This is a genomic window from Paenibacillus sp. UNC451MF, from assembly GCF_000686845.1.
In the GTDB taxonomy this organism is placed as follows: Bacteria; Bacillota; Bacilli; order Paenibacillales; family NBRC-103111; genus Paenibacillus_S.
The window spans coordinates 168,827-185,680 of sequence record NZ_JMLS01000013.1 but is presented as its reverse complement, the minus strand read 5'-3'; the positions used below and the strand labels follow the sequence as shown (position 1 = coordinate 185,680).

Sequence of the window (16,854 nt, the reverse complement as noted above, 5' to 3'; positions counted from 1 at the left end):
GAAAAGGGTCGTGCGTATTGCACGTCCCTAATTCGTCACCAATTATAATACATTTTCTTTCTAAGTTGACTATTAATAGCAGCATGAAAAGAAAAATCTTTTGTAAAGCTTTAATGCTTTTCCCAAAAATGAAGTTAATTCACTTCAATGCCATACTTAACTTGAGTACTTCTTCACTACCTCGTCTAAAGTGTTAACTGAAATCAACTGATTTAGATCAGAAAAATCCCAAGCGATGCCATCATATCTCGTATCTACCTCAATATTGAAAACAACATGCATAAAGTCACGCTCGATATTGGGGTAATTTAGAGATTTTATTCTGTCTAAACTAGAAATATGTGGACTACTGTTTATTTTATATATTCCTAAAGTCCTCTTATCCCACGCACCAATCAAAATTATAGACTCCGCACTAAACAAGACAGGATTAATAATTAATTCATCATCTACAAGCTCTAAATTAGACACGACTTTACCTGTAGATTGAACCCAGTCAAATATTTCTTGGTTTTTCACTAAAGCCAAAATTATTTTAATATCATCAACAGGTTTTTCTCTTTCCCCAGAAATTAATCTTCTTTCCGGGACATTCGCAAAAACTGCACCCTCACTTTGTTCCTTATGAACTAAATAATTGTAGTATGAATATCGTTCTCTCATCGTTGAACGATTGCATAAATGATCAACCACTTTAGTCAAAAACTCTGACAAACCAGTAAGACCTGATGCTTCGCCTGTTTTTCCCGGTGAAATAGCAAATGCACCTACACCGGGTAATATCTCATGATAACCCTGCCACGTTTTATCCTGTGTCCCCGGATATAGAACATAAGCACCTTCAGAGCGATTTATTGCATCCCTGTAAGAATGCATCTTTAGTAAGTCAGCCCGTTTATAAATACCTTCTCTTTGTCTCTCTTTCTCATCATCCAGATTCTCGTCACTTCTTCCAAACAGACCCTCAATGTTATCCACTTTATACTTCGCGTCAAAATGAATATGTACCATAAGCTCTTGTTTTTCAGCATCAATCATTGAAAACTCCGCCGGCCAAAAACTCAGAGTATAATCTGGTCTCATTTGTTGTGTCCAAGAGCCTTGTTCACTTCTGTTCGGGGTCCATTTAAAGGTCTTGTTGTACGAGAATTGAACACGTAGTTTTCGACCTTTATTATCCCATAGTCCGTCAATAACTAATTGTTTTCCTGACTTTAGTTTCATATACAAACCGTCAGCCGAAACTTCTATCAATCTATTTACAGGCGGTTCACTTAATTTAAACTTTTTTGACACTAAACTCAGCAGTTGAAAGAATAACCAGTACTCATATAGTAGTGGCAAATCACGCTTTCCTGAATTAAAAACGTCTTCGCCACCTTCCCATATAAGTTTTGTCGCTAGTTGAAACCTGATCCATGCTTGCATTAACTCACGATATCCTGCTTTTCTCTGTAGAACAGTACTGCCATATGGAATGTAGGTTGGCTCTTGTAGACCCCTAAAAAAATCGGCCGACAAAGTTTCATAAAGATACTCGTTAAGGCTTTTCACTTCAGATAATAGCCTCTTATCGGCCATTCTCTTTTTTGTTGACAACACTTTTTCTATTTTACTTAAGAAATCGGAGTATACTTGAAGAGAGTATTTAATAAATCGGTTTTCAGGAGTATCATTCACTTCTATTTTTTCATTGACAGTCACAAAAGTAGGGATTGATGGAGTACTTACTCCCTTTGAATACAATACTCCGTGTAATCCATGTGAAGTTGGGACAGGCATTCTTTTTGGATTCCGCGCGATTTGTTTAATAGAATCGGACGTATGCCTGACATTCTTCCTGATATCTTGGTTTATTCTTTCATCAATCATAGATGTATGACCGGTTGAAATAATCCTACGAATTGCATCTTTAAACTCTCTAGACTCAATGATCGATTTTAAGAAAGCAAATCTTTGTTGTATCGTATCGGGATCTTTACTAGGATCAGTGGCGAGTTTTAACTGAGTAGGTGATTTAATATCAAGAAGTAAATCATTACATTTATCACCAATGTACTGCAACATTGAACGGTAATCTTCTCTGTAGTTAATCTTTGTGGACTTTATTTCTACACTTGTCCGACCAACAACTTTCCCATGACCATCTTCCAATAAGAGGGGGAACAGCCCGTTATATGATCCCGTCTCAATACGTCCTTTTTGAATTGAACCGGTTATCTTGCTTGGAATAATTACAGAATTTCCCCTGATTTTAATTCCTATACGCACGTCCAGAAGTTCATATTCATATACTCCGTTCTCAACCAATTGAACTCGTTCTTCGTTGTATAAGCGTTCTTCTGATTGGTTTAAAACGAATAATGAATTTTTTCTCTCAGCGTAAATTACCATCTTTCCAGAAGCCCGTTTAGACTCGTCTTCAAATATTACCTCAGTTACCTCGACTGTCTCCATATACTAAGCCTCCGCAAAACTTGTGAAGCCATTTTGCTCTAATTGCTTTAGCATTCTTACAATCTTCCCGTAGCTTAATTTTAAATATGCTTCCTGTGGATTCTTTATATATCTACCATGTTCATCAACTGATAATGGATGGTCATCAAAAGTATCCATATACGCTGCTTTAGTAGCCAAATCTTTAAGTGATTCCCCGTTAGAGAGAATCATTTCTTGACTGTTACCCATTTGCCAGAGGTGCTCTTCGTAGCAAATGGCTGCCAAAGCGCAAAGTAATGGTTCCAGTTTCTTTCTTGAACCATGTAACTTGGGCAAAATTTTCTGTAATACCTGTGCATCAACTGATTTTTCAAACGCCGAACCAATTGGGGATATTAATTCGAAATAATAAATAAACCGAGCCATCTCTTTAACAGTTCTAAAACCAAATTCAGCACCGTATTCGTTCAAGATATCAAAAAATAATAGGACTTCTTCCTTTAACATGCTGCGGCTCATTGTATCATTATCTGGATCTAAACTCGATGCTGCTACAAAAGCCGCTGCAAATCTTTTCCCCTTACCATTTAACGTTTCAATTTGTATCTGATTCGGATTATCCATATATAAACTGATATCTTCACGATTTACTCTAAATTCAATTGTATTGGCTCTATCGAGGACCTTCGGTGAAAACATATAAGTTGTTTCATCGACATTCACTGTTCCAATAATAAATAAATTCCGAGGTAACCTTTCTAGAGTCGATGGCACTCCATCTCTTGCTACCAAATCACTATGGAGGAATACTTGTTCATTAGACTCAATAGCAGAAAGGATATCTGCAAAATAACGTTCCACGTGTGATAAATTCATTTCGTCGAGCAGTAAAAAATATGGGTTCATAGCATCATTAGTTGCATTTAAAATAACATTTAATGCCTGAGTCCTGACATATTTATTTCCGTCCAAAGCATCGGCATATCCAAGAATGCTATCCCTGCTTGTCCAATCAGCACCTACAGAGACTAGCTCAAAATTACTTGAAGTATCTGATCGATTCGCTGATATCCACCTTGCAAATGCCTGAGATAACTTAGTTTTACCTGAACCGGATAGTCCTGTGAAAATGACAAACGGCTTTGCTAAACAACTAGCAATAAATCTTGAAATAAACTCTACACTATAGTTAAGTCCTACGGCTGCAAGGTCTTGATGAAATGCAGACACAATTTCGGAAATTGAGTCGGTATCGTAATTATTGGTTATCGCGGCATCTCCAATATAATAAGAAAACCACTCCTCTTCATTTTGTGCCTCAAAGTATCTCGGAGGGTTCTGTATTATTTCCTTTATTGAAGGTAGGGAAGTCGGAGTGAGATGACGAAAACCGTCGCTATCAGCATTTTGAGTGATGATCAGACCACCCCACCCAGCAAAAGAATACCAAGGCGCTATCCTAGCAGATGGTTGTTCCGTGTGAACAGGTTCACCTAGTAGACTCCGTAAGATTTCCTCACTAGTTGCTGAATAACTTGTAATTTGTTCCCTAGCATGTTTTACCTTTTGAATAGCCTCATCTAAGTCCACCATCTTTGTTATCCTTAGAATCACTCTATTCATTTCTTCGAAATGAAGTTTATTTTCCAAATTAAACATAGCCTTCCAAATACAAATACATGGAAGAACGTCACAACTTGTTGGCAAGCCATAGTTATCTGAAGGGTTCCGTAATTGGTATCGCGATAAAATACTTATCGCTGACTTTGCTACCTGAGAATATATTCTGTCCCGTTCTTCTTCTAAGTTACTTTCCATTGATCGTATTTCTGTACCCAGCCGGGAGAGTCTCAACTTGTTATCATTATCTTTGAAAACCAGCCCGAATTTCTCATACATTTTTCGATATGTTCTAATTCTCGAGTCTGCTACTCCCCAGTCTGTAGCCGCTGCTTGACCTCTGTAGTCATTCCACTCATGACCGTCTAACTGAGTAAATTTTTGTAAATGTTCGCGTAGATCTGCAGCTACCTGTATTTCTAGAGCAGGAAACTCTGTTGTATCCCTAGCGCCACTAGGCCAATGTTCCATACCTATCCGTCACCTTCCGCTAACAATATCTCTTTTATTTTTGCGGCAATTGCTTTAGCAAGCAAAGGAGGTACAGCATTCCCAATTTGCTTTGCTGCTTGAACCTTAGTACCATAAAAAATATAGTCATCAGGGAAAGTCTGTAAGCGCGCACCTTCTCTGAGTGTAATCGTTCTATCTAACTCCGGATGACCAAACCTGCCCCTGGAAAAACTATCAAATCGTGCTGTTATTGTTGAACTTGGCTTGTCCCACGCCATTCTACCATAAACATCCAAATGCCTATGTGTACTATTGTTCTTGTGGCAATCTAACTGTAAATGTTCAGGGAGTGAGTCTCTGCCCTGTCCTTCGGTAATTGATCTTATCCGCTCAAGGTTAATTGGTGAAAGTTTGTCTGCTTTATGATTATGGATTGTTTCATCATCTGTTGTTATCATCAAATCTGAGATTGCTTCTCTTACAGTTGATGGAGTATTCGTAAAAGGCCTAGTATGATCTGGAAACGTGAACTTAGTAAAAACTCCTTCGGTTTTTTCCCCAACAATAAAGACGCGCTTTCTAACCTGGGGGACTCCAAAATCAAATGCATTTAATTTCTGTATGTGAATAACATAACCAGCCTTCTCACATTGCTGTTCCAATTGTTTTAGAACCGGTTTCCCTCTTGTTGATAGCAAACCTGCGACATTTTCCATAACGAAAAATTTTGGTTGTACCTCTAGGACAAGACGGATATACTCCATGACTAATTGATTACGAGGGTCGTTATCCTCGCCTCTTCTTTGAACGCTGAATCCTTGACAAGGGGGTCCCCCAAAAATTACATCAAGGCCATCGATTTTACGACTAATCGTTTCCTCAATTACTGTTTTATTAATTTCATAAATATCGCCAACATGACCGTGATTACCAAGATTCTTATTATATGTTTCAATACAGGCTGAATCATTATCAAGAGCGTACAGTATGTTAAAACCCGCCATCGAGAACCCAAGGGACATTCCTCCAGCACCGGAAAATAAGTCAATAGCGGAAAAAGTTTGATTTTTGCTCATCTCTTCCTCCAAAATATTCAATTTCTCTGTTGCTTCAAGTGAGCAATAACGCTGCTATACGATTGAAAGAATGGTTGCTCAATATTTTCTTCCTCCTCATTACGGTTCTGGCCAGCCATCATAGTAAGTACGTGCGCTGCCAAATGTGTTGAGAAGACTGGTGGTACCGCATTTCCTACCTGCTTGTATTTATCATCAAACGGACCCTCAAAAATAAAATCTGGAGGAAAACTCTGTAGAAGTGCTGCTTCCCTAATGGACAATCCTCTGTCTTGCTCTGGATGCGTAAATCTGCCGCAGGAAGGTGTCCTACATCTTGCGGTCATTGTTATTGCAGGTTTATTCCAAGCAAGCCGACCATAAACATCATAAAAGCCTTTTACTTTATCTAAACAAGCAGGCCCTACTCCAGGTGGACGAGACCCACCATCCTTTGGGACTTGTTTTAAAATCTCAACTGTTTCTTTCCTATGATTGGAGGTTTTATGCATAGGATCATCCTTGCTTGCTTCACCTGCTATTAAAGGAGGAAGGTTTCCAATTGCATCTCTGACAGTTCTAAACGATTCCCTTGAAAGAACTGGTGCTGGAACTGTTGGACTAAATTGTTTGGAGGCCAATACTACAGCTCGATGTCTTTCTTGCGGGACGCCATACTCGGCCATATTGACAATGCTTGATGTAACTTGATATCCCTCTGCTTCTAAAACAGTCTTAAATGCATTGAAATGGTGCCAATGTTTCTTGGCCAATAAATCTGGTACGTTTTCCATGATTATAAAATCTGCCTTCAACCCAACAGCAATTTCTGCAAATCTCCCCACCAAGGAATTTCTTGAATCTTTCCTAGGATCCTTTTTCCTATGGGACGAGAAACCTTGGCAAGGTGCACATCCAATTACAATAAGTGGATTGCTTTTGTTTCTCTTAGCCGCTAGAATATCCACAATATCTGATATTTCTGCGTTGCCTAAATCTAATTGATGTGAAGAAACACCATAGTTTGTCTCATAAGTCTTATTTGCATGTTTATCAAAATCGAATGCGCCAATATTACGGAAATATCCTGTCTCTTCTCCAACCTTGTGGAACCCATAGGACATTCCACCTGCACCTGCGAAAAAATCGACAAAGTCAAAGGTTTGTTGTTTAAGAACCTTGCGAATTCCAAGCCAATCTATATAATTCAAGTGATCTTTTAGTGTACTCATCGTCATTTCACTTCTTCCTTATGTAGAAATATCGTATTTAGACTCGAATAATGGGCAAGATATAAATTTCTATATATCTCATAAAAAGTCCTGCTTGTCAACTAATATCCCCATTATAGCAAATATACGTTCGCATAAAAAGGAAAACAAAATGGGAAGAACATTAATGACTACTAGTAATACTTCGCATTCAACTCAAAAACTATTATTAACGTAAACTGAGACCATTATCTCTTTTCAGCCCACGAAGGTACTTCAAGCCCAAAATTTATGCATGATCGTATTATTTTTCTTTTAAAAGTTTCACACCAATCCCTTCTCTCGTAGATCACCACTTGTCGTTCCTCTTCATGCTCTTCGTAAAACCGAAACTCTGCCTCCAATTCTTGCAACGTAAAGATCCCATGATCCCCCGATTCTTTACAGGAATAACAGTAGAACCAACCGTTAATGTGCATATCTGCATCAACTTCTAATATATCCCCACAATGTGCTTCACATTTATAGGATTCTACTATTGATATATCAACTCCGTGATTTTCACAAAACGGCTTTAATATTTCATACGCCTCGGTGACCATATCCGGATTATCAAAAACATAGCTCAATCCCCAATGATAGGGGTGCTGATGATGTTCAATCACATAGTGAATGAACTCTTCATAACCGGACAAGTATAAATCTGTGCATACCTTATCGTAGATTCCCTTTTGATTTTCATCCAGACTTCCATAATTAGCATCACTTCCACTAACCCAGTACAGCATTTTTCTACTTGGCCGCCATACAAAAATACGCTTTTGGAGCTCTCTTAGCTTTAATGTATAGTGATATATTTCCCAAGCATAAGGACCGTCGTCCCCTTCTGCGTGAATAAAGTCAGCTTGATCATCAATCAACTCGTCGATTTCTTCCAGTAGATCGTCAACCTCGCGTTCAAGGTTGGTTTTCACATTGTCTAACGTTTCCTCCCAGCGATTCAGTAAATCAACATACGCCCGTCGCAGAATTAAATATCTATCCTCATATGGATGAGGGTCATAAGAGAGATCATTCTTTTCTATATACTGATCCATGCAGTCTTCCGAACAATAATTCGTTCCTTTGGCATCAATAATATATCTCTCATCCGTTTCCTTTTTACATTGGGTACAATTCATTTTATTTACTCTCCTCGTAATCTATTAGCATTGGTGAACGACTAAGCAATGTCGGTCTCCATTCCAAGAAACCCGTGTCTCCAACCTCTAATCTGTACTTTGCCTCTATTACATTCATTGCATTGACATAAGCTTCTCTTGAAACCCATAAATCGGAAGGTTGTCGCGGCACTGTACTCAAAAGCAACACTAAGAACTCTCTATAGGTTAGGCTAATTCTTTCTGCCGCGTTGGAATCTCCTAGAATCAGTTGAACTATTTCTTCTATAGCCGACTTTGCATGCTTACGTTGCCCGATTGTTGAGTATGAACTTTCATAGGTATCTGCATGAACAGGCATGAACGTCATTATCTTCTGGTCGAATAGTTCACTTGTCGTACCGCGATACCGAAACATATGATTCTTTCCTGCTGATCCATGATGATATCAATATATCATTCAGAATAGCAATCAAAACCCGCTTAGAACGTATTTTTTATAAGTGTGCAATTGGAATCCACTACTTTTCATCGGATGGCAGTTGGCAAAATTCCTTGAACTTGTCCCAGCGTGAATCATTGATAGAAATGGATAGTAGATATGAACGGGGATTTTCAGCTGCTTCATTTGCCGATCCTATTGGTTGTTGTGCATTCAAAATTTTTAGCTCCTTTCATTATTCAGAAGTATCTTCAAAAGCACTATACACAGACATCTCTTAGAATTCTGATTTGCTGGAAAAATTCCCACAGTTCGTATAGCACTACAAATCAAATCTATATTATTAACTTGATAAAGACATAAAAGCCGATACCAATTAATTGTTCTGCTTTATGTCTTTCTTTTGAAAACACGCCGATACGGCTGTTTAATAAATTCATCCAAAGGGAGATGGTATTATGCCAGCAAATGTCGAAACTATGTTTTATGTGAGGGAAGCGCCTTGGCACGGACTCGGAAAACGAGTCGAACACGCACTCAGTTCAGAAGAGGCACTGAAGGCATCAGGACTAGATTGGACAGTCATTCAAAAATCAATTCAAACCGAAGATTTTTCTGAAGTCCCAGGCTACAAAGCAAACATCCGAGCATCTGACCAACGGATGCTCGGTGTCGTTACGGACAGATATAAGATTGTCCAAAACCATGAAGCATTTGCCTTCGCTGATGAATTGCTTGGTGAAGGCGTGCGATTTGAAACTGCCGGTAGCTTGCAAAACGGCAAAAAAGTATGGCTTCTTGCCAAGTTGCCAGAAAACTACATTATCTCTGGGGATCATATCTCTCCTTATATGGTGTTCTCCAACAGTCACGATGGAAGTGGGAGCATCAAGGTAGCAATGACCCCTATTCGAATCGTCTGTCAAAACACCTTGAATCTCGCTCTTAATAGTGCCAAACGCATATGGACGACGATTCATACTGGTAATATTCAATCTAAGCTAGAAGAAGCAAAAAAGACATTACTCCACGCTGAACTTTATATGGATAGACTTGGAGCCGAAGTGGATAAGCTTCATAAGATCAAAACGCCAGATCATAAGGTTCAGGAGTACATTGAATTCCTCCTACCTATGCCAGACAATGCAACAAACCTTCAAGAAAAGAATGTTCAGCAGCTACGTGATGATTTACAGGCAAGATATTTCGAAGCTCCGGATTTAAAACAGGTCGGTAAAAATGGGTATCGATTTATCAACGCCGTATCGGACTTTGCCACACATGCCAAGCCTCTCAGAGAAACGGCATCCTATAAGGAAAACCTGTTTCTACGCACGATGGAGGGTAATCCACTTCTCGACAAAGCTTATGAGTTGATTTTGGCTTCAGCCTGATACTCTCTGTAATTCTGATTACTGATCAAATATTCAATGGGTTATGGAGGTCGCTCGTTACATGGAAAAAACTCAGCCCGAATTAAAATCATTACTCGCTAATTCACTGCGTGAAAAGCAAGGAAGCTACATTATTGAAGAAATTTTCAATCGATTTCCTACCACAGAAGATTTGTTCGAAGTGACCGAACAGGAGCTAATATCTATTAAAGGTATTGGGCAAATGAAAGCGCGGCAAATTATCTCCGCGCTAAAGCTTGCTCAAAAATTGTCATTATCAATTAATCCACCCGTATATAAAATTCGTAAACCTGAGGATGTCTACAAGCTTGTTGAACCGGAATTTCGTTACCTGAAGAAAGAGCATTTCGTTTGTTTGTTCCTTAATTCGAAAAATGGGGTTATTGCTAGGGAGACTGTGTCGATTGGTTGCCTTAATGCAAGTATTGTCCACCCCAGAGAAGTATTCCGTCCGGCAATTAAGCGTAGTAGTGCCTCCATTATCTGCGTCCATAACCACCCCAGTGGCATTCCCGATCCAAGTCCAGAAGATGTAGAGATTACGAAACGCTTAGTGGAGGCTGGAACCATAATTGGGATCGATGTTCTCGATCATATCGTCATCGGCCATTATCAATACGTCAGTTTAAAAGAACGAGGGTTAATGTGATGCACACATTAACCCTCGTTCTATTTTTTGGAGGTGCATTCATGATAACCGCAGTAAAACTTCATGCAGACATTCTTGTTGAAACTGAAAATCTATCCTACGAGCACTGGCTCGTCTATCGACGGAATGGTATCGGCGGTTCCGATCTATCCGCTATCTGCGGTATATCCAACTGGCGAACGCCGGTGCATGTATATCTTGAAAAGCTTGGAGAAGCCCCTGAAGATCAATTCAGTGAAGCAGCGGAATGGGGAACACGACTTGAACCGCTTATTGCAGATAAATTCGCCAGCGAACATCCTGAGTGGGCAATTACAGAGAAGAAGGTCATTTACTGCCATCCTGAACATCGCTGGGCTCTTGGTAATCTTGACCGTATGATTATTTGCCCAAACCGCGGCCGCGGCATTCTGGAAATCAAAACTGCAAGCGAATACCTGCGTCAGGAGTGGGACAATGGCAATATTCCCGACTACTATTACGTACAGCTGCAATGGTACATGTTCGTCACCGGACTAGATTGGGGATATTTTGCTACGCTCATTGGCGGTAACAAATATAGGGAGTACGAGGTCATACGTGACGACGAGCTCATAAATCAACTGCTACGGCTAGCCTATGATTTTTGGCATCATTATGTGCTTGTCGGTAACTGCCCTCCTGTTGACGGCTCTGAGGCGTCTACAAAGCTTTTAAATCGACTATATCCCGAAGCTGAGAACGGCACTATCATTCCACTGGAAGAGATCATACACATTGAAACATATTTCGATAATAAGCGCCAACTCAAGGTTTTGGAGTCAGCCATTACCGAATTCGAAAATCGAATTAAATCTCTATTGGGCAGTCATGAAATTGGAATCGCTGGAGCTTATAAGGTGAAGTGGGAAAACCGCAGCCGAACCGGAGTAGACAGCAAACAACTCAAAGAGCTTAATCCTAACGTTTATCAAGAATATCTAAAAACAACCCACTTCCGCCAATTCAGCATTAAGAAGGAGGCTGTAAAGAATGGCGAATGATTCAACAAGCCTCTTTCAAAAATTGAACGCCCCTTTCCCCTATTCCGAATACCAGTACGATAGCTTTGGAGATCGCTGCTATATCTCAGGCCAATCCATTACAGAACGTTTAAATGAAGTGCTGGGTGTCGGATATTGGAAGTACGAAGGATTGTATGAGACAGAAAAAATTATTCAGGAACCAAACGGAAAAAGTTCTCGTGTGAAAATGTATGTCCGTTTCAGCTTCTTTAATAGCGAATTGCAGGAATGGATTACCTTCATTGATTCAGGTAGCGAGCAAATTAAACCAGGCATGCACGAAGGGGATGCAACGAAGAGTGCAATTACGGATGGCATGAAGAAATGCGCGAGCCGAATAGGTGTTGGAAGCGATCTCTATAAAGGAAAAATCACTTGGGATAAACAGCGGCAATCTATCATCGTACCAGAGAATTATGAACAGTATTACCGTGATAAAGGATGGGAATCGAAGTCAACCATCCCTTCCCAACCGCAGTCGCCAAATAATCGCACCAATAAAAAATCAGAACTTACAGATAAACTGAAGAACAAGACTTCAGCTATACAAAATCAGATTAAAGTGGCATGGCAGGAGTTAGCAGGTAGTCTTGACGGATTCGATGAATGGTACGCGAAAAAGCGTCAAGAGCGTGTTACCGATCAACAAATCATGAATTTGCTGCAAAAACGGCTACAAGAGAGACAAATCACAGCAAGTGCATAAGGGTTACTGTACAAACGGTCAGATCTCGAATCTGACCGTTTGCAATTTCTAGAGGGGAAGTGACGAGAAGTGTTTACAGGAGCAAAATATATAACCCAAGGCATTAAAAACAAAGTTCCCGCTTTTCTGCAAAATATCCTTTGGTACATGATCGAAACGATGGAAGTCGGCCAGAAAGATTATTTACAAGTGTTTCAATTGGAATGTGTTTGTGAGAATGGGAATCAAAAGCAAAGAATCGTACATTCACAAGAGCAGCCTCCCTTTCAAAAAGAATACATCATATGCGCTAAAAAAATAGTAATAGAGAAGATATATGTGATTGACGATGACATTCATTGCACGATGTTATGCGCTGACGAATATTAGCACGGTATAAACGCATACGCAGGATTTTACTATTGGAATATATATTATAGCTTTAGTCACATTGACGCTATGCTAGATAGCGGTCTTCCGTTAAGTGCGGAACATAGTGACGCAGGTTCATAGATAATGAAAAACAGCATTCTTCAAAAGAATATTTCCTTTTATAATACCTTTCTATGCTATTGAGTAGTGAGGCAATCATCAAAAAAATGCTACTGGCACTATTTGATGGTTATATCCATTTATTTAACGGTTTTATCATATTGAGTGTATTTGGAAATTGCAATATCGTTTTATATGGGGTGAGGAGATTGAAAAATATAGAACTTATTGGTGATAATATTCGATTAATCCGACAAAAAAGTGGACTAAGCCAAGAACAGCTCGCTTTACTGTCTAACATGAATACATCTTATATTGGACAAATTGAGCGAGGCGAGAAGAATCCTACCGTAAGGACTTTAGAAAAAATTGCAGCTGCCTTGGAGATTAGCATTACTGACTTATTTTCATCATCGGATTCTCCCAAAACAAGCGACAGCCGCAGCCAAAATCAACAATTCTTGGCTATTCTTACCCCTGAAGATATTAAACGCTATATGCTCAGAATTCTAAAGGATGAAAAAAACAAACCGCAATTATAGTCAAACAGGAGGGAAAACAAATATCGAATGACGACAGCAAATATTCCTAAATTGGTACTGCTAAAGCCACATTTAAGGGTGGAGATTACTGCGGATTCATTGTAGCCCATTTCAAAATTACATCAATATTACTGCATTAATAACAATCAGTCGAAAAAAATTCAATTAAAGGAGCCATCTATGAAAGCCCAATCTATTAAATCAAGCACTGCTAATAGCGAATCTGCTCAATCTTCTATTCAACTTGAAACCCCAATGAAATCCTTCAAGAAGTTATATCTTATCCTCATTTTACTAGGAGCAATTGCGCTAGCTTTCGGAGGTCCGGTCGGGATTCTATTCGGAATTGTAATAGGTTGGGTAGCGGCATATCTTACGCTGCAAGGCATTTCAGGATTCAAGCTTATGAAATTGAATTTTAAGGACTATCCTCTTCCCCATCCTGTAACAGATGTCCAACTATACGAGCATTTATCGTCTATATCCTTTCATCCTGATTTTAAACTGGAACAAGGAGTATGGGGGATACGATTTATTTTCAAGAACATGACAGCCCATAAAATTCACATTGATCAGAAAAAACAAACCTACTCCATTATTTCGAAACTAACCAAAAAGAACCTCGTAAAAAAGCGGCATAATCCTGGAGTTACTGAGTATTCCTTCGCATTTACGGCCGTTCCGATTATTAAACAATTGGTCGATGAAGCGGCGGCGTCATTATCAGAGCCTGATTCATCATCCGCTAAAGGTTCAAATTGAGTTTACAAGGATTGGAGGTAACCTGAGTGATCGCTATTTATGTAGTACTAAGCATCCCCTTTGGCTGGTCTTTCATTTGCAAACTGCAAAAAAACGTCACGGTATTTACAACCATTTCAAACTACATCGTTTATAAGATTATCCTCTCTACCTTTATTGGTTGGGCCGTTACGCCGCTTTAGTAAGTCTTTAGAAAAATAGATTAAATATAACCATTAATGAAATGAGGATAACCACTATGCTCAAGAAACTAATAGTACTCGGTATTTCTATCATGCTAATGTTTAGCGTCTCACAGGCTGTATTCGCAGCAAAAGAGATTGGAATAAAAATTGTCGGACAAAAAGAAGGTGTTGTGCATACGCCAATAACGGAAGACGGTGTACTGATTTTTTCAATTGCTGAAATCCTCAAGTTTCTTGATCTTAGCGGGACAGAAACCACTAATACTCGCGGAAAACCGATATACTCATATATCACATTTCAAGGGCAATGTTTCAAAATTACAGAAGGCCAGACAGACGTTCAGGAATACGAGGTAGATGAGTCAGGTGCGTGTATAAATGCCACCGGAAATACTTATCAACTTGAGAAACCGGCACGTTATCTGGACGATCCCACTCTAGGTGTCTATGTTCCTTTGAGCTTTATTAGCAAAATCTTGGCGAATGCTCCTTATGGCAATACATTCAGTACGAAATATGTTGACGGCACTTTGGAATTCAGTATGTACAAAGAAGATACATCGGGCTTAAAGCAACATATTAATCCCGTCAAACTCGCAATGAAGATCAACAGTCCTTGGTTATTGACTGAGGATGACGGAAAGAACTTCGACGATAACGACCATAACGTCACTCCCGTTATCCGCAGCGACAGTACCCTGCTTCCTATTGCACCGATTATCGATAGATTAGGCGGAACTACGAAGTGGACTGGTAGCGAACAGAAAGTTACAATCAGTCTCGGTGATGATACAATCGAGCTTTGGATTGATCAAAAGACTGCATCTGTAAATGGTACGAAGAAAGAATTAGCAGTTGCACCGACCATCATCAACGGAAGAACCATGACTCCTGTTCGATTTGTTACCGAGAACCTCGGAGCGACAATTCGCTGGGACGGAGATTCTCAAATGGTGTTAATTTATTATGGCGGTGCTGAGGAGAGTGCAACTGACTTATTCAGTTTTGATTATAAGATTACCATGCTTGATGCCGTTCAGAAGAAAGAGGATAATCGGAAAACGCTTGAAGATGTGGTGAAGGAAAATCAACAGAAACACGAGAAGGTTCAATATAATGACTATGAACCATTGGATTATTACGGAAAAATGATACATGTCGGGGATACTGTCGGTTCAGGCACATTCGACGGAATTGTCAAGAAAATAAGCGGAACTAAAGTGCTTGTTTACTGGAATCATGCCAGCTTCGTTGTAGAAAAAGGCAAGGAAAATGAAACCGCCGCATTGTTCGGAATCAAGTGGCTGACCGAACAATGGGTTGAGGCTAAGACAGTTACAGTCGGTAATTGATGACCAATCTATACTATAGGGAAGTTGAAAATGGCTCCCCTGTGTTGTTTATATAGATTATAGATATTGCACTTTACTACTGTAACAATTAATTAATAACAACTCTCAATAGCTGCGTAAACTCTTTATCCATTTCATTAACTAAATTGGGGATATGATCGTATCCCCAATTTACCGGAATGGTGACAGGGTTTATGCAGCTTTTTCTAATTTTTTTTATAATGGAATTAAACTCCGCTACACTATCCTTGTCTTCCAAGTTATCACTATACGATAACAAAGCCTGATATATTGAACGCTTCTGATTCACCAGCTCAAGGATCTCGATCATTTTGTCTATAGTCTTTTTGCGGTAATTATCACAGGATTTTACTCGCCTCTTGGCTTCATCCAATGTAAAATAGTCCTCAAATCCAACTGTTTTCTCGTAGTAATAATAGATCATTTCTCTGGCAATATCGTCATTTGCAAAATTCATAAAGTCTCGGTATTTCCATTTGAACTTTTGTTTCAAACTATTCGTCTTTCCGTTTTGGCATTGGATTTCAAGACGAATAATATTACTTGCATCTTTTAGCCGTTCAAAACTTTCAAACTCGGTTTGCATTTGGTACTCTTTATTATAAAAATTTACGACGACAGAATGATTCTGGGTCTGAATATAGAAGCTATTCTTATAAGCCACCTCCCTCCCCGATCTTTTATCTAAATTAGTTACAGGGGAAAAGCGGGCAGGTATTTCTGCTCTCCTAATCAGTTCAATGTACTCTTTATGATTAATCGATCGTATGTTAATACAATAATCGATTCTTTTGACTTGGTATTCGTCTATTTTGTTAAAGCGGTATATATTTTTACTCGGATGCGTTTCAAATGCCTTCTGTAGAGGCTTCAGAACTCTTTTGAATTGATCACAAATCTCAACAAAATCACTTGCCCTAGCAACCTTTACATACTCATTTGCTTGTATAAGCACCTTTGGGTTTAACCGTATTTCAATTGCATGATAATTGACCCCTTGGCTGTCCTGGTTAATCCCCTGGATATTATTGGATTGCACTCTAATTGGTTTCCTTGCACACCTCAGTATTATAATAATTCCATGTTCTTTATATAGCTCATAAATACGCTCGTTGGTATGATTGGGATTAGTAAAATGTCTGGAATTCTTCTCTTTTGATAGCTCTGACAAACAGGCCTTCAAATTAGTATAATCAAATGCATCAATGCTTTGGAATAATAAAACTGTATGGAACATAGTGCCACTTCCTTTTCTTGATTTTGAATTTTTAATTTCCACATTTTTATATTTTGAAACAAGGTCCATACTACACAGAAATGTGTTGAAT

General features: G+C 39.1%; 14 protein-coding genes. 8 read left to right on the top strand and 6 right to left on the bottom strand.

What is annotated here, in order from left to right:
• Window positions 1–156 precede the first annotated feature (156 nt).
• The 5 genes from BP97_RS0116050 to BP97_RS0116030 all read right to left on the bottom strand — a co-directional run bounded on the left by BP97_RS0116050 (window position 157) and on the right by BP97_RS0116030 (window position 7,959).
• Window positions 157–2,457, bottom strand: coding sequence for a DUF2357 domain-containing protein (locus tag BP97_RS0116050; protein WP_028550008.1), 2,301 nt, complete (start codon window positions 2,455–2,457; stop codon window positions 157–159).
• Window positions 2,458–2,460: 3 nt separating this feature from the next.
• Window positions 2,461–4,530: an McrB family protein gene (locus BP97_RS38875; protein WP_051620638.1), complete on the bottom strand. Its 2,070-nt coding sequence runs from the start codon at window positions 4,528–4,530 to the stop codon at window positions 2,461–2,463.
• Window positions 4,531–4,532: 2 nt separating this feature from the next.
• Entirely contained in the window at window positions 4,533–5,588 is a 1,056-nt protein-coding gene (locus BP97_RS0116040; RefSeq protein WP_028550007.1) for a DNA cytosine methyltransferase, read from the bottom strand.
• 17 nt (window positions 5,589–5,605) lie between these two features.
• Window positions 5,606–6,805 carry a DNA cytosine methyltransferase gene (locus BP97_RS0116035; RefSeq protein ID WP_028550006.1) on the bottom strand — a complete coding sequence of 400 codons (1,200 nt, stop codon included), beginning with the start codon at window positions 6,803–6,805 and terminating at the stop codon, window positions 5,606–5,608.
• Window positions 6,806–7,026: 221 nt separating this feature from the next.
• Window positions 7,027–7,959: a hypothetical protein gene (locus BP97_RS0116030; protein ID WP_028550005.1), complete on the bottom strand. Its 933-nt coding sequence runs from the start codon at window positions 7,957–7,959 to the stop codon at window positions 7,027–7,029.
• A gap of 879 nt (window positions 7,960–8,838) precedes the next feature.
• Here BP97_RS0116030 and BP97_RS0116020 point away from each other — a divergent pair.
• The 8 genes from BP97_RS0116020 (at window position 8,839) to BP97_RS38870 (ending at window position 15,505) form a co-directional block, all read left to right on the top strand.
• On the top strand, window positions 8,839–9,774 hold the full coding sequence (locus BP97_RS0116020; RefSeq protein WP_028550003.1) for a DUF932 domain-containing protein: 936 nt from the start codon (window positions 8,839–8,841) through the stop codon (window positions 9,772–9,774).
• Between the two features lie 61 nt (window positions 9,775–9,835).
• A complete protein-coding gene (gene radC, locus BP97_RS0116015; protein WP_028550002.1) occupies window positions 9,836–10,444 on the top strand; it encodes a RadC family protein in 609 nt (202 codons plus the stop codon).
• Between the two features lie 41 nt (window positions 10,445–10,485).
• A complete protein-coding gene (locus tag BP97_RS36490) occupies window positions 10,486–11,466 on the top strand; it encodes a YqaJ viral recombinase family nuclease (RefSeq protein WP_036745979.1) in 981 nt (326 codons plus the stop codon).
• Complete coding sequence (locus BP97_RS0116005) at window positions 11,456–12,193, top strand: Rad52/Rad22 family DNA repair protein (RefSeq protein ID WP_028550001.1); 738 nt, start codon at window positions 11,456–11,458, stop codon at window positions 12,191–12,193. The genes BP97_RS36490 and BP97_RS0116005 overlap by 11 nt, the downstream gene beginning before the upstream one ends.
• Before the next feature lie 69 nt (window positions 12,194–12,262).
• Window positions 12,263–12,562 carry a DUF960 family protein gene (locus tag BP97_RS0116000; protein ID WP_028550000.1) on the top strand — a complete coding sequence of 100 codons (300 nt, stop codon included), beginning with the start codon at window positions 12,263–12,265 and terminating at the stop codon, window positions 12,560–12,562.
• A gap of 311 nt (window positions 12,563–12,873) precedes the next feature.
• Window positions 12,874–13,206 carry a helix-turn-helix domain-containing protein gene (locus BP97_RS0115995; protein ID WP_028549999.1) on the top strand — a complete coding sequence of 111 codons (333 nt, stop codon included), beginning with the start codon at window positions 12,874–12,876 and terminating at the stop codon, window positions 13,204–13,206.
• Between the two features lie 180 nt (window positions 13,207–13,386).
• Window positions 13,387–13,968 carry a hypothetical protein gene (locus BP97_RS0115990; protein ID WP_028549998.1) on the top strand — a complete coding sequence of 194 codons (582 nt, stop codon included), beginning with the start codon at window positions 13,387–13,389 and terminating at the stop codon, window positions 13,966–13,968.
• 238 nt (window positions 13,969–14,206) lie between these two features.
• Window positions 14,207–15,505 (top strand): copper amine oxidase N-terminal domain-containing protein, encoded by a 1,299-nt coding sequence (locus BP97_RS38870; RefSeq protein ID WP_051620636.1) that lies wholly within the window; start codon window positions 14,207–14,209, stop codon window positions 15,503–15,505.
• An 88-nt stretch (window positions 15,506–15,593) separates the two neighbouring features.
• Here the strand turns inward: BP97_RS38870 and BP97_RS0115975 are convergent, their stop codons facing one another.
• The gene (locus tag BP97_RS0115975; protein ID WP_028549997.1) at window positions 15,594–16,763 is read right to left on the bottom strand and encodes a phage/plasmid replication protein; all 1,170 of its coding nucleotides are present in this window, start codon (window positions 16,761–16,763) and stop codon (window positions 15,594–15,596) included.
• Between the last annotated feature and the right edge of the window lie 91 nt (window positions 16,764–16,854).